This window comes from Sphingomonas sp. PEI4, assembly GCF_056679955.1.
The window spans coordinates 109,317-123,809 of the sequence record NZ_JBWXPI010000004.1 but is presented as its reverse complement, the minus strand read 5'-3'; the positions used below and the strand labels follow the sequence as shown (position 1 = coordinate 123,809).

12 protein-coding genes are annotated in these 14,493 nt (G+C 65.8%); 11 read left to right on the top strand and 1 reads right to left on the bottom strand.

Features of this window, described 5'->3' with window-relative positions; translation table 11 throughout:
* Positions 1–21 precede the first annotated feature (21 nt).
* Positions 22–2,487, top strand: coding sequence for a heavy metal translocating P-type ATPase (locus AC1MLZ_RS22940; protein ID WP_480962199.1), 2,466 nt, complete (start codon positions 22–24; stop codon positions 2,485–2,487).
* Complete coding sequence (locus tag AC1MLZ_RS22935) at positions 2,484–2,867, top strand: MerR family DNA-binding protein (protein ID WP_183937208.1); 384 nt, start codon at positions 2,484–2,486, stop codon at positions 2,865–2,867. Before AC1MLZ_RS22940 ends, AC1MLZ_RS22935 begins: the two co-directional genes overlap by 4 nt.
* Positions 2,868–3,188: 321 nt before the next feature.
* Here the strand turns inward: AC1MLZ_RS22935 and AC1MLZ_RS22930 are convergent, their stop codons facing one another.
* Entirely contained in the window at positions 3,189–3,581 is a 393-nt protein-coding gene (locus AC1MLZ_RS22930) for a MerR family transcriptional regulator (protein WP_183937207.1), read from the bottom strand.
* A gap of 71 nt (positions 3,582–3,652) precedes the next feature.
* Here AC1MLZ_RS22930 and AC1MLZ_RS22925 point away from each other — a divergent pair, with 71 nt between their 5' ends.
* The 9 genes from AC1MLZ_RS22925 to AC1MLZ_RS22885 are packed head-to-tail and all read left to right on the top strand — an operon-like array spanning position 3,653 to position 14,456.
* Positions 3,653–4,303 (top strand): cation efflux transmembrane domain-containing protein, encoded by a 651-nt coding sequence (locus AC1MLZ_RS22925; protein ID WP_480962198.1) that lies wholly within the window; start codon positions 3,653–3,655, stop codon positions 4,301–4,303.
* Positions 4,304–4,335: 32 nt separating this feature from the next.
* Positions 4,336–4,668 carry a hypothetical protein gene (locus AC1MLZ_RS22920; protein ID WP_151989675.1) on the top strand — a complete coding sequence of 111 codons (333 nt, stop codon included), beginning with the start codon at positions 4,336–4,338 and terminating at the stop codon, positions 4,666–4,668.
* A 57-nt stretch (positions 4,669–4,725) separates the two neighbouring features.
* A complete protein-coding gene (locus AC1MLZ_RS22915) occupies positions 4,726–6,039 on the top strand; it encodes a TolC family protein (protein WP_183937720.1) in 1,314 nt (437 codons plus the stop codon).
* Positions 6,036–7,208, top strand: coding sequence for an efflux RND transporter periplasmic adaptor subunit (locus tag AC1MLZ_RS22910; protein ID WP_037527202.1), 1,173 nt, complete (start codon positions 6,036–6,038; stop codon positions 7,206–7,208). The genes AC1MLZ_RS22915 and AC1MLZ_RS22910 overlap by 4 nt, the downstream gene beginning before the upstream one ends.
* A 4-nt stretch (positions 7,209–7,212) precedes the next feature.
* On the top strand, positions 7,213–10,440 hold the full coding sequence (locus tag AC1MLZ_RS22905) for an efflux RND transporter permease subunit (protein ID WP_151989672.1): 3,228 nt from the start codon (positions 7,213–7,215) through the stop codon (positions 10,438–10,440).
* A 60-nt stretch (positions 10,441–10,500) separates the two neighbouring features.
* Positions 10,501–10,998 (top strand): SRPBCC domain-containing protein, encoded by a 498-nt coding sequence (locus AC1MLZ_RS22900; RefSeq protein WP_052148875.1) that lies wholly within the window; start codon positions 10,501–10,503, stop codon positions 10,996–10,998.
* Positions 10,995–11,366, top strand: a complete 372-nt coding sequence (locus AC1MLZ_RS22895; RefSeq protein ID WP_084214887.1) for a hypothetical protein — start codon at positions 10,995–10,997, stop codon at positions 11,364–11,366. Before AC1MLZ_RS22900 ends, AC1MLZ_RS22895 begins: the two co-directional genes overlap by 4 nt.
* The gene (locus tag AC1MLZ_RS22890; RefSeq protein WP_151989670.1) at positions 11,363–11,980 is read left to right on the top strand and encodes a cation efflux transmembrane domain-containing protein; all 618 of its coding nucleotides are present in this window, start codon (positions 11,363–11,365) and stop codon (positions 11,978–11,980) included. Before AC1MLZ_RS22895 ends, AC1MLZ_RS22890 begins: the two co-directional genes overlap by 4 nt.
* Entirely contained in the window at positions 11,973–14,456 is a 2,484-nt protein-coding gene (locus tag AC1MLZ_RS22885) for a heavy metal translocating P-type ATPase (RefSeq protein ID WP_037527207.1), read from the top strand. Before AC1MLZ_RS22890 ends, AC1MLZ_RS22885 begins: the two co-directional genes overlap by 8 nt.
* The last annotated feature ends 37 nt before the right edge of the window (positions 14,457–14,493 follow it).

The window sequence follows — 14,493 nt, the reverse complement described above, 5'->3', positions numbered from 1 at the left end:
TCGGGTCGAAGGAGTTACGCCATGAACGATCCTCATTCTCATTCCCATGCCGGGGGTTGCGGCTGCTCAGCGAAGCTAGCCGAACCGGCTGCTGAACCCTCGTCGTGCTGCTCGGGGGCGTCGACCGCGCCGGTGGAAGTCCAACAACACGGCAAAATGGGTGGCTGCTGTTCGGGGACTAAGGTGCCCGACGGTGCGGCCAAGGTGACGGACCCGGTGTGCGGCATGACGGTCGATCCGGCGACGACGGCGCACCATGCCGAGCACGCCGGCCATGAATATCATTTTTGCAGCGCCGGGTGCCGGACCAAGTTCGTCGCGAACCCAAACGCCTATCTCGGCGATAAGCCAAAGCCTGAGCCGATGGCGACCCCGGGGGCGATATGGACGTGCCCGATGCACCCGCAAGTTCGCCAGGAAGGGCCGGGGACGTGCCCGATCTGCGGCATGGCGCTAGAGCCTGAAGAACCCTCACTCGACGATACTCCAAACCCCGAGCTGGTCGATTTCACGCGCCGTTTGTGGGTAGCCGGCGCACTCACGATCCCGCTGCTGATCGTCTCCATGTTTGCCGAAATGACGGGCTTGCACGTCGTCAGCCCTGCCGCCTCGCCCTGGGTCCAGCTCGCGCTGACGGCGCCGATCGTGCTGTGGGCAGGCTGGCCGTTTTTCGAGCGGGGGTGGACCTCGCTCCGCACCCGCCACTTCAATATGTTTACGCTGATCGCGATCGGGGTCGGCGCGGCGTTCCTCTACAGCTTGGTCGCCACGCTGGCGCCGGGCATCTTTCCCGCGACGTTCCGGATGCACGGCGGCATGGTCCCGGTCTATTATGAGGCTGCCGGCGTCGTGGTGACGCTGGTGCTGCTCGGGCAAGTGCTCGAACTGCGCGCAAGGGCGGCAACCGGACGCGCGATCCGCGCGCTCATGGACCTCGCGCCCAAGACGGCGCGCCGGCTGCGCCCTGACGGCTCTGAAGAGGAAGTCGGCCTTGCCGACGTGGCGACCGGCGATCGGCTACGAGTCCGTCCCGGCGAAGCCATCCCCGTCGATGGCGTAGTGGTCGAGGGCCGGTCGTCGGTCGATGAATCCATGCTCACCGGGGAGCCTGCGCCGGTCCTCAAGGAAATTGAGGCGGCTGTCACCGGGGGAACGGTGAACGGAACGGGAAGCCTGGTCATGGAAGCCCGCGCGGTCGGCTCGGATACGATGCTGGCGCGCATCGTCCGCATGGTCGCGGAAGCGCAGCGTAGCCGCGCCCCGATTCAAGCGGTCGCCGATCGGGTGTCGGGCTGGTTCGTGCCGCTCGTCGTGCTGATCTCGATCGCGACCTTCGTCATCTGGTCGTTGGTCGGCCCTGAGCCGCGCATGGGTCACGCCATCCTCAATGCCATCGCTGTGCTGGTGATCGCCTGCCCGTGTGCGCTCGGGCTCGCCACGCCCATGTCGATCATGGTCGGCACCGGGCGCGGCGCGACTGCCGGCGTGCTGGTCAAGAACGCGGAAGCGCTACAGGGTCTCGAAAAGGTCGACACGCTGGTCATCGACAAGACGGGCACGCTCACGGAAGGCAAGCCCAAGCTGATCGCGGTCGAGACGGTCGGTGCGGTCGGAGAGAACGAGATGCTCGCGCTCGCCGCGGCCGTCGAAGGGCAATCCGAACACCCGCTTGCACACGCGATCGTCGTTGCCGCCAAAGAGCGCGGGCTCCAGCTTGGCACGGTCGCGGATTTCGCGTCGCAAACCGGCCTGGGGGTCAGCGCCACGGTGAACGGCCGCTCGGTCGTGATCGGCAACGCCGCGCAAATGAGCCGAATCGGTGCTGATCCTAAGCCGCTCGATGCCGCGGCCGATCGCCATCGCGGCGAAGGGGCAGGGGTCGTCCTGATCGCGATCGACGGTGCCCTTGCCGGCCTACTCGCCGTCGCTGATCCAGTGCGAGCCTCGGCGCGCGACGCTATCGCCGCGCTTCGAAAAGAGGGTCTGCGCGTCGTGATGCTCACGGGCGACAATCGTGGGACGGCCGATGCGGTCGCGCGCGCCGTGGGCGGTCTCGATGACGTGCGCGCCGATCTGCTGCCGGAAGACAAGGCGCGCATCATCGGCGAGCTGAAAGCGAGCGGTGCCAGGGTCGCAATGGCCGGCGACGGCATCAACGATGCCCCGGCGCTTGCCGCTGCGGATGTCGGCCTGGCGATGGGGACGGGGACGGACGTAGCGATCGAAAGCGCTGGCATGACGCTCACGCGCGGCGATCTCTCGGCAATCGTGCGGGCGCGCAAGCTCGCTCGTGCGACGATGCGGAATATCCGCCAGAACCTTTTCTTCTCGTTCCTGTTCAACGGGATTGGCGTGCCGATCGCGGCCGGGGTGCTCTACCCGGTCGCGGGCATCCTGCTCTCGCCGATGTTGGCGGGTGCGGCGATGGCGCTTTCGTCCTTCACCGTGGTCTTGAACGCGCTTCGCCTCAACGCCGTTAAGCTGTGAACATCGGGGCGGCGTCGGATGCCAGCGGCGTCTCCCAACGCATGATCCGCCACTACGAGAAGATCGGGCTTGTTCCCGCGCCGCCACGGCGCGGGAGCTACCGGGACTATGGCGATGCGGACGTTCACCGCCTTCGCTTCATTGCCAACGCGCGTGACCTGGGGTTTCCGATCGATGAGATTAGGACGCTGCTCGGCCTCTGGTCGGATCGCAGCCGTTCGAGCAGCGAAGTCAAAATGCTTGCGCAAGCGCGCGCTGACGAACTCGGACGTAAGGCGGCTGCGCTCGAAGATATGCGATCGACGCTGCTGGAATTGGTAAACCGCTGTCACGGAGACGATCGACCGGACTGCCCAATTCTTCGCCGCATGGCAGCTTGAAGCTGGGCCTACTCGCTACGGCGATGAGTAACGCCATCGCGCCATGGTCGTTGTGACGAGCGAAGCGTGATCCGCAGTGACGCTGCCCGGCCGCGTATCGCGTCCATCGTTCTTTCCATTTCGCGTGCGATCTGCGCGATCGTCTGCCTGGCCGCTACCCGCCGGCGTAGCTCGGCGTCGGCCTCATCCGTCCAGCGTAAGCCGCGCTGGCCGGTCATCCCAATATCTCCTTGTTACACTTGCGATCGTGGCCGGTATCTCTTTGAAACGGCCCGAGCAGAGTGAGCGAAGATATCGCGCATGATAATGTCCGGCCAGCGCTTAAGGTAGCCGCGAGGATAAAGCGTCGATCAGCCGGCATTCGGCGATCGTCGTCGCGTCACAGCGACCCCACGTGGCAACCTCATCACGTAACGCATGGAGGTCGGCGAGCTTGCGATCGATTTCCTCAATATGCACCACCGCCATCTCGTCGACCGCATCGCATGATCCGCGCGGATCGTCCGCCAGGCGGAGCAGGTCGCGTACCTGATCGAGCGTGAAGCCGAGGTCGCGCGAGCGCTTGATGAATGTCAGGCGTTCCAGGTGCGACCGGTCGTACAGGCGGTAATTCCCGCCATTGCGGCGAGGCGCGCCGATCAACCCTTCGCCTTCATAATAGCGGACGGTCTCTACCTTCAGACCGGTTAGTTTAGCAATTTCACCGATCTTCATGTGCGAGCCCTTGACCCTCTAGTGACATGAGGGTGCATATGGGGGGTCCGACACGCGAATCGAGTGGTATGATGGCGGACGACTGCTGTTCCAGGAAAGGCGACACGATCGCGCAGCTCGGCCGCAAGGCCGATCAGCGGCGCGTGCTGATCGCCGTCATGGTTATCAACTTCGTCATGTTCGTCGCCGAGTTCGGCGGTGGCGTCTTCGCCCGCTCGTCGGCGCTTATGGCGGACTCGGTCGATATGCTCGGCGATGCGGTCGTCTATGCCCTCAGCCTTTATGCGCTGAGCCGTGGCCCGCGCTGGGAAGCCGGCGCGGCGCTTGCCAAAGGCGGCATCATTCTCGTGTTCGGTATCGCGGTGGTGTTCGAGATCTTCGCCAAGATCGTGAACGGCGTGCCACCCTCGTCCTCGCTGATGCTGGCGTTCGGCAGCGCCGCGTTGGTCGCCAACCTGACCTGCCTCGCCATGTTGTGGCGCTTCCGGTCGGAAAACGTGAATATGTCCAGCACGTTCGAGTGTTCGCGCAACGACGTGGCCTCCAACGTCGGCGTGCTGATCGCGGCCGGGCTGGTCGCGATGACCGAAGCTGCATGGCCGGACATTGCGGTAGGCGGCATCATCGCGCTCATCTTCCTGCGCTCGGCGTGGCGTGTTCTCGCCGAAGCGATCCCGGCATGGCGAGAGGCCCGGCCGGTAGCGGCGGAAGTCTTGCGATGACACTCGGGCGTATTTCGACTAGACGACCTGCAATGCTACGCAGGCTCTGGTCCTTTTTGCTCGTCATGATCGCGTCGTCCCTGGTGATGACGGCGACCGTGCATGCGCGCGAAATTCCGGGGCCGGTGACTATCGAGTGCAGCGGCACAGTGCATAGCGACGGCGACGCCGATCAATCGCAAGGCGATGCCGATAAGGCGGTGCCGCACCACCATGCCACCTGCCACGGTCAAACACTGGATGTGCCGGCAAGTGATACGCTGCCGTCGATAGCCCGTGTAGGCGGCCTGCGTCCGTTTCCTACACCTGCCAGTGCCATTGCGTCGCATGTGGTTGACCCTGCGTTGAGGCCACCGGCAGCCTGACGACACCCGCTCGCCGGCATTTGCCGGCACGACGTGTTCTGTCAGGATCGATATTCCATGAAAACAATGCTCGCGGCCGTCCTGGCCGCGGCGTCCTGCGCATCGATCGCGCAGGCGCAACAGGGGCAGTCGCCACAGGCGACTACCCCAGCCGAAACGCCGACCGCGGCACAACCGCTGCCCGGCTTCTCGCTCGATCAGGCCGTGTCGGCCGCGGGCGGGTCAGCGCCTTCGGGTGCTGCTGCCACGGCGTCGATCGAGGCCGCACAGGCGGCCCGCGCTGTAGCCGGCCTGCGACCCAACCCCGTTTTTCAAGGACAGGTCGAGAACGTCGTCGGCTCCGGTCCCTATAGGGGCGTACGGAGCGCGGAGACGACGCTAGGGGTCGCGATCCCGATAGAGCTGGGCGGTAAGCGTCGTGCCCGCGTCGGCGTCGCCGACGCGCAGTTATCGCGCGCGCAGCTCCAAAGCGCGATCGTTGCGGCCGACATCCGCGTGCAGGTCACGCAGCTGTATGTCGACGCAATCGCGGCAGAACGGCGGCTGGTGACGGCGCGTGACCAGGCGCGGATCGCGGCCGAAGTGCTGCGCGGCGCCTCCGTCCGCGTCCAGGCGGGGCGTGCGTCACCACTGGAACAACAACGCGCCGACGTCGCGCGCATCAACGCCGATGCCAATGTCGAGCGGCTCACTCGGCTCGCCGAAGCCGCGCGGACGAACCTTGCGCGGCGTCTCGGTCGTCCGATCGACGGCACGCTCGATGCCGGATTGCTCGATCGGCTACCGCCGGCGACCTTCGGCCCGGCAGCACCAGCTCAGACCGCCGGCACGCTGGCGCTGGCGGCAGCGGACGCCGATCTCGCCATTGCCGATGCCGGCATCCGGCTCGCGCGCGCGAACCGCGTGCCCGACATCAACATCGGACCGGCGCTCCGGCGACTGGAAGCGACCAACGACACCGCCGCGGTGTTCGCGATCTCGATCCCGATTCCGATCTTTAACAATGGCCGCGCCGCCATCGCGCAGGCGACGGCCGAGCGAACACGGGCGGAGGCCGTCCGGCGTGTTACCGCGCTTGACGTCGAGCAGGCGATCACAGACGCCCAGGCCGAAGCCGCCAATGCCGCGACCTCGGCGCGGGCCGCGGTCGGGCCAGCGCTGGCGGCAGCAGCCGAAGCCGCCCGGATCGCGCGGATCGGCTACCGCGAAGGCAAGTTCGGCCAACTCGATCTCCTCGATGCCGAACGCACGCTCGCCGAGACTCGCGTCGCCGCGATCGACGCGCTCGCCAACTACCAGAATAGCCGTGCGCGACTGGAGCGACTGACCGCGCCTGCACCGACAACCATTACCGGGGGAACCGACCGATGAAGACCATCCTGACGGGCGGCGTTCTGCCGTTCGGCCTTGCCCTGTTGCTCGCGGCCTGCGGTAGCGCACCCGAAGGCGGCAACGAGACTGCCGGGAACGAAACCACGGCCAGCGCCGAGGCCGGCGGTAACGAAGCCGCCCATGCCGATGAGGGTGCCGTGACGCTCTCGGCGGACCAGATCGCCGCAGCCGGGGTCCAGATTGGTCGTCCGCTGACGGGTGGCGCGGGTACGATCGACCTGCCGGCAACGATCGAAGGCGACCCGCAAGGGACGCAGGTCGTCTCGGCGGCGATCGGCGGACGTGTCGTCTCGCTGACCCGGAACCTCGGCCAATCAGTCGGGCGCGGACAAACGATCGCCGTCATCGAAAGCCGCGAGGCAGCACAACTCAAGGGTGAGGTCGAGGCATCGCGTGCTCGGCTCGCGCTTGCCAACTCCAATCTTGGCCGCGAGCAGCGGCTGTTCGCGCAGCGCGTGTCCCCCGAGCAGGATTTGATCGCCGCGCGCACCGCGGCAACGGAGGCGGGTATCGCCTACCGGCAGGCACAAAGTCAGGTATCGGCAGCAGGCGGCGGCGGGGGCGGGCTCAACCGGCTCGGCATCGTCGCACCGATCGGCGGTCAGGTCATCGCCCGACCAGTCGTGCTCGGGCAGACGGTCGCAGCAGACAGCGAACTCTATCGCATCGCCAATCTCGGCCGGGTGTCGCTGGCGCTCAACCTTAAGCCGGAAGACGCCGGCCGGGTAAAGCCGGGCAATATCGTCACCGTGACGGCACCGGGGCGGCAGGCGACCGCACGGATCAGCTTCGTGTCGCCTGCGCTCGATTCACAGACGCGGCAGGTGCCGGTCATCGCGACTCTCGACAATGGCGGCGGTCAGTGGCGCGTCGGCGAGCCCGTCACTGCCTCGGTCCAGCTCAGCGGCAGCGGTGGCAGCACCGCGGTCCGCGTGCCAACGACGGCCGTTCAGACGGTCGAGGGCAAGTCGGTCGTCTTCGTCCGGACGGCCAAGGGGTTCCAGGCAACCCCTGTAACGCTCGGCGACGCGGCCGGCGATACCGTCATCATTCGCTCCGGCCTGACCGGCCAGGAGCAAATCGCCACCATTGGCAGCTTCACCCTGAAGGCCGAACTCGGCAAGGGCGAAGCGGCGCACGAGGATTGATGTCATGATCGCCCGCATCGTAAACTGGGCGGTCGAGAAGCGCTGGCTCGTCCTGCTCCTCACCGCCATCGTCGCCGTCATCGGCGCCTTTTCGCTCTCCCGGCTGCCGATCGACGCAGTACCGGACATCACGAATAACCAGGTGCAGATCAACGTCCGCGCGCCCGCCCTCTCGCCCGAGCTGGTGGAGAAGCAGGTGTCGTTCCCGATCGAAACCGCGCTTGCCGGCATTCCCGGCCTCGACAATACCCGCTCGCTCAGCCGTAATGGCTTCGCCCAGATCACCGCGGTCTTCGACGACTCCACCGACATCTACTTTGCCCGCCAACAGGTCGGCGAGCGATTGCAGGGCGTCTCGGAGAACCTGCCGGCCGGCGTGAACCCCGAAATGGGGCCGATCGCGACGGGGCTCGGTGAGGTCTTCATGTGGACCGTCCGGCTCGAGCACCGGAAGGACGACAAGCACCGTGCCGGCGAGCCGGGGCAGCAACCCGACGGCAGCTATATCACGCCGGAAGGCGAGCGGCTGACGACGCCCGAGGACAAGGCGACCTATCTACGTACGGCGCAGGACTGGATCGTCACACCGCTGCTGAAGAACGTCACCGGGGTAGCCGGCATCGATTCGATCGGCGGCTACGCCAAGCAGTTTCTGGTCGTTCCCGACGTCCAGAAGCTGGCGTCGCTCAAGATTACGCTGACTGATCTTGGCACCGCGCTCGAGAAGAACAACACCAGCGTCGGCGGGGGCTTCGTCAACCGCAATGGTGAAGGCTTGGCGGTCCGCTCGGACGCGCTGGTTCGCAACGCGAACCAACTAGCGCGCACCGTCGTCGCAACCCGCGACGGTATCCCCATTACGCTCGATCAGGTTGCGACCGTCCGCACGGGACAGGCGATCCGGATGGGTTCGGCCTCGGAGAACGGCACCGAAGTCGTGGTCGGCACCGCAGTTATGCGGATCGGCCAAAACAGTCGCAACGTGGCAACGGCGGTCGCCGACCGGTTGAAAACCATCAACGCATCGCTGCCGCCCGACGTGGTGGTGCAGCCGGTGATGGATCGTACCGCGCTGGTCAATTCGACGATCAAGACGGTCGCGAAAAACCTGTCCGAGGGCGCATTGCTCGTCATCGTCGTGCTGTTCCTGCTGCTCGGCAACTTCCGCGCCGCGCTGATCGCTGCGGCGGTCATTCCGGTCACGATGATGCTGACCGGGTTCGGAATGCTCCGGCTCGGCGTGTCGGCCAACCTCATGTCTCTGGGCGCGCTCGACTTCGGACTCATCGTCGACGGCGCGGTCATCATCGTCGAGAATGCGCTCAGGCGCCTTGCCGAGAAACAGCATCACGAAGGCCGGCTGCTGAGCGTCAAGGAGCGGCTGGAGGCCGTTGCGACCGCGGCGCGTGAGATGATCCGTCCGTCCGTGTACGGACAGGCGATCATCATCCTCGTCTACGTACCGCTGCTGACGCTCACCGGGGTCGAGGGCAAGACGTTCGTGCCGATGGCGCTCACCGTCATCATCGCGCTGCTCTTCGCCTTCGTGCTGTCGCTGACCTTCGTACCTGCGGCGATTGCCATCTGGCTGTCGCGGAAGGTGAATGAGGAGGACGGTCGGATCATTTCGTGGCTGAAGCAGCGCTACGAACCGGGCCTGGAAAAGGCGATGAAGCGGCCGTCGATCACCATCGGCGCCAGCGTAGTCAGCCTCGTGCTGGCGGCATTCGCCTTCACGACGCTGGGGCAGGTGTTCCTCCCCCAGCTCGACGAAGGCGACCTGCTCATCCAGTCGCTACGTATCCCGGCGACGTCGGTCCAGCAGAGCCAGGCGATGCAGGTGCCGATCGAGCGGATGGTCTCAAAACAGCCCGAGGTGCGGTTCGTCTTCTCGAAGACGGGCACGGCCGAACTGGCCTCGGACCCGATGCCGCCGAACGCGACCGACATGTTCGTCATCCTGAAGCCGCATGCCGAATGGCCCGATCCCAAGCTGGAAAAGGCCGCACTCGTCGAACGATTGGAAACCAGGCTCGCGCAATTTCCAGGCAACGCATATGAAATTACGCAGCCGATCCAGATGCGGTTCAACGAGCTGATCGCCGGCGTTCGCGGCGATCTCGCGATCAAGGTGTTTGGCGACGACTTCGCCAGTATGAACCGCACCGCCGAACAAATCGCCGGCATTCTGCGCAAGACGCAGGGCGCAGCCGACGTGAAGGTGGAACAGACGACGGGGCTTCCGATGCTCGACATCCGGGTGAACCGCGACGCGATGGCGCGGGTCGGCGTCACCGCGCAGGACGTGCAGGACACCATCACCGCCACTCTCGGCGGGCGAACGGCGGGCATGATCTTCGAAGGCGACCGGCGCTTCCCGGTCGTCATCCGCCTGTCGGACGCAGAACGTGCAGATCTCGGACTGCTCGAACAGGTGCAGGTGCCGGTCGCTGGCGGTGGCTATGTGCCGCTGTCCAGCGTCGCCGACATCGGCGTCGTCGACGGGCCGAACCAGATCAGCCGCGAGAACGGCAAACGCCGTGTCGTCGTTCAGGCGAACGTCCGTGGGCGCGACGTCGGCAGCGTTGTGGCGGACGCGCAAGCCGCGGTTGCCAGCGGGGTGCGCCTGCCGCCGGGCAGCTACCTGGAATGGGGCGGGCAGTTCGAGAATCTGGAATCCGCGAGTAAGCGGCTTCAGCTCGTGGTGCCGGCCTGCTTTGTGCTGATCCTGTTGCTGCTCTACGGGGCGTTGGGGTCGGTCCGCGATGCCGCGATCGTCTTCACCGGCGTACCATTCGCGCTGGTGGGCGGCGTGTTGCTGCTGTTCGCACGCGGCATGGACTTCTCGATCTCGGCCGCGGTGGGGTTCATTGCACTGTCGGGCATCGCGGTCCTCAACGGCCTCGTCATGGTCAGCTCGGTACAGGACCTGATCCGCTCCGGCATGGACCGGGCCGAAGCGGCGCATACGGGCGCTCTTCAGCGGTTACGCCCCGTCGTCATGACCGCGCTCGTCGCAAGTCTCGGCTTCGTGCCGATGGCGTTCGCCAGCGGGGCAGGCGCGGAAGTTCAGAAGCCGCTCGCAACCGTCGTCATCGGCGGGCTGATCTCGGCGACGCTACTGACGCTGTTCGTGCTGCCGACGCTGTACGCACGGTTCGGCCAGCGAGCGGTGAAGGTCGACGACGCGGACACGGCGGAAACCGCCACGGCGCTGCCGCAGCATGCATGACCGTGAGGGAGGGCGCCTGCGCCCTCCCTCAGGCTTCACTCCATGGAAGGAGGTTCGCCCATGATGACGATCGACAATGTGACGACGCTCAATGCTTCACCGCTACGCGTCTGGACCGTCCTCACCGACTTTGCCGGTCACACGCAATGGAAGCCGTTTATCCAGCTTTCCGGCGCTGCGGTCTGCGGTGGCGATGCCGATTACACGTTCCGCATTGGCGGGCTCGACAAGTCCATGACGGCCAAGGCGGACATCATCCGCGCCGACAAACCGCTAGCGTTCGCGTGGACGGCCGGCGTGGCCAGGTTCCTGATGTTCGAGGAAGCCTATGCGCTGGAAAGCGATCCCGCCGGAACCCGCCTGCGCCATAGTCTGCGCTTCTCAGGCATCTTCGGTCGTCCGCTCTGGGCCCTGATGCGCCGCAGGCTCCAGACGAGCCTCGTGCAGTCGGACAGGTGCCTGGATCGCCAGCTTCGCCGCCTGTCGGCGGTCCCGGTTCCGAACAGCCGGACTGGAACTGCGCGCATCGGCGCGCGAAATCAACGGAGGCAGCGATGACGATGTATCATGTTGGCTTGGGCCTGGGCGCCGTACTGATATTGGCCGGCTGTTCCGAGCAGCCGCAGAAGGGCCCCCCGACCGAACAGGAGATCCACGCCGCGGACAGCGCCGTGGCCAGCAGGGCACCTGGGCGTCACCCCTATCGATGCGACGATAACAAGACGCTCCTGGTCGACTTCAAGGATCAGGGGCTCACGGTCGAGTTACGACGCGATGCGAAAGCACCTGCGGCCGTTCTGACCGCACCGCTGCAAGGCCTCCAATATGTCGGCGATGCGGAGACCGCGACCTTCTCCGGCAACCAGATCAAGATCGAGGCACCTGGCAAACGCCCGGTACTTTGCCAGAAGGCAACCCGGTTATGAGCGATCCCACTCTGAGTGCCAGCACAACGGATCGCCAGCGACGTACGCTCTGGATCGTCCTGATCCTCAATGCCGGACTCGCCTTGGCGTTCGTCGCCACGGGACTGATTGGCGATTCCAGCGCGCTGATCGCCAATGGTCTCGACAACGGCTCCGATGCCGCGGTCTACGGGCTTAGCCTCGTCGCGCTGACGCGCGGTGCACGCTGGAAGCAGCTTGCGGCCGGGGTGTCCGGCATCATGCTGCTCCTGTTCGCAGTCGCCGTCCTCATCGATGTCGCGCGCCGCTTTGCGCAGGGCAGCGACCCGATCGGCCCGACCATGATCGGGATGTCGATCGTGGCGGGCATCATCAATTATCTATGCCTGCGCCTCCTGCAGAAGCTGGAGAACAAGGACGTCAACCTGCGCGCGGCGACGACCTTCAGCCTTAACGACTTCATCTCGAACGGCGGCATCGTGATCGCCGGCGTCCTCGTCATGTGGCTGGGCATGAACTGGCCGGACCTCGTGGTTGGGCTGGCGACGGCCGCCATCCAATTGTGGGGCGGCATCAAGATCCTGCGCGACGCGAAACAGGACGCGCGCAAAACCAAGGACAATCAGAATGGCTGAGAAGACCAAGATCGACCTCGCCGTCGTCCTGCCCGACGTGCCGGATGCCGCGGACGCCTGCGTCGCGCGGCTGGTCCAGCGGCTGACGGACCGCGAGGGCGTCAGTGAAGCGCACGTCGTTCCCGCCATTGGCGAGACGCCCGCCCAATTGTGCATCCATTATGATCCAGACCAGCTTACGCTATCGCGTATTCGCGAGGTCGCGACCGGCGCGGGCGCGCAAATCGGTGTGCGCTACGGTCACGCGATGTTCGACATCGGGGCCATGCATCAACGGCGCGCGCGTACCCTTGGCGATCGATTGAAGGCCCTGTCCGGCGTTCTGGAGGCTGAGGTAGCTGCGAGTGGCAGAGTGCGGGTCGAGTTCGACCGAGAACGCACCAACGAAACCATGATCCGCGGCGCCGTCCTCGAACGCGACATAGCCGTCCCGCAGGCCGTTAGCGACGATCACGCCGGCCATGACCATGCCCCCGGCGAGCACGACCATGGCAAGGAGGGGCATAATCACAATCATGGCGGCATCCTGGGGCCGAATACCGAGCTGTTCTTCGCATTGGGCTGCGGTGCCGTCCTCGGCATTGGCTTCGCGATCGAGAAGCTGGTCGCCGAGGCGCCATCGTGGCTGCCGCTAGCCTGCTACCTGATCGCCTACGTTCTAGGTGGATTCTTCACCGTCCGCGAAGCGATCGACAATCTGCGAATGCGCCGGTTCGAGATCGACACGCTGATGTTGGTCGCCGCAGCGGGTGCGGCCGCGCTGGGCGCTTGGGCGGAAGGCGCGTTGCTGCTGTTCCTGTTCAGCTTCGGCCACGCGCTCGAACATTATGCGATGGGTCGCGCCAAGCGGGCGATCGAGGCCTTGGCCGAGCTGGCACCGAAAACCGCCCTTGTCCGCCGCGAAGGCAAGATCAGCGAGATATCCGTTGACACGCTGGTAGTCGGCGACATCGTCGTAGTCAAACCCGATGCACGGTTACCCGCCGACGGCTTCGTGACGCTGGGTTCGAGCAGCATCAACCAAGCGCCAGTGACGGGCGAAAGTATCCCGGTCGACAAGACCGCAGTCACCGATACGGACCAGGCGCGGGCCAATCCCGACCGCGTCGACGCCGCCAGCCGCGTGTTCGCCGGCACGATCAACGGCAGCGGCGCGATCGAGATCGAGGTCACGCGACTGTCGACTGACAGCGCGCTCGCCAAGGTCGTGAAAATGGTCAGCGAGGCTGAAACGCAGAAGTCGCCGACGCAGCGCATGACCGATCGGTTCGAACGGGTGTTCGTGCCCGTGGTGCTTGGCCTCGCCGTCCTGCTGCTGTTCGCCTGGGTCGTCGTCGACGAACCCTTCCGCGACAGCTTCTACCGCTCGATGGCGGTCCTCGTCGCCGCCAGCCCGTGCGCGCTGGCGATCGCGACGCCGAGCGCCGTGCTGTCGGGTGTAGCCCGCGCCGCGCGCGGGGGTGTGCTGGTAAAGGGCGGTGGGCCGCTGGAGAACCTCGGTTCGTTGACCGCCATCGCCTTCGACAAGACCGGCACGCTAACAGAAGGCCAGCCCAAGATCACCGATGTCGTCGCGATGACGGGCATCGCCGAGGACCGGCTGCTCACGACGGCCGTCGCCGTGGAGGCCCTGAGCGATCACCCTCTCGCCGCGGCGATCGTGAAGGACGGTAGGACGCGCCTGAACGACGTGGCACTTCCGCAGGCGAGCGATCTCGAGAGTCTGACTGGCCGCGGTGTCCGAGCGACGCTGGAGGGCGATCCGGTTACGATCGGCAAGGCCGAGATGTTCGGTAAGGACGGCATCGCCGCATTGACCGATGAAACGGTAGCCGCAGTCGAACGCCTCCGCGCAGGCGGGCGGACGACGATGGTCGTGCGACGCGGCGAGGTCGACCTGGGTGTCATCGGGCTGATGGACACGCCGCGGGCTGCCGCCAAGGCGACACTGGCGACGCTGCGCTCGCTCGGCATCACGCGCATGATCATGATCTCTGGCGACAACCAGACGGTTGCGGATGCAATCGCCCGCGAGGTCGGCATCGACGAGGCGTGGGGCGACCTGATGCCGGAAGACAAGGTCGAGGCGATCAAGAAGCTGCGGGGCGACGGCAAGGTCGCGATGGTCGGCGACGGGGTGAACGACGCTCCTGCGATGGCGAATGCGACCGTCGGGATCGCGATGGGCGCGGCGGGGTCAGACGTCGCGCTGGAGACAGCCGACGTCGCGCTGATGGCGGACGATCTGGCCCATCTGCCGTTCGCGGTCGGCCTGTCGCGGAAGACCCGATCGATCATCCGGCAGAACGTCTTCGTAAGCTTGGGCGTGGTGGCGATCCTGGTCCCTGCGACGATCTTCGGTCTCGGAATCGGGGCGGCCGTGGCCATGCACGAAGGGTCGACACTGCTCGTGGTCGTGAATGCGTTGCGCCTGCTCGCCTACCGCGATCGGTTCGTTGTGGCGCGAACCGCCTGATGCTCTGGAGACCGTATCCATCGGATACGGTCTCCGC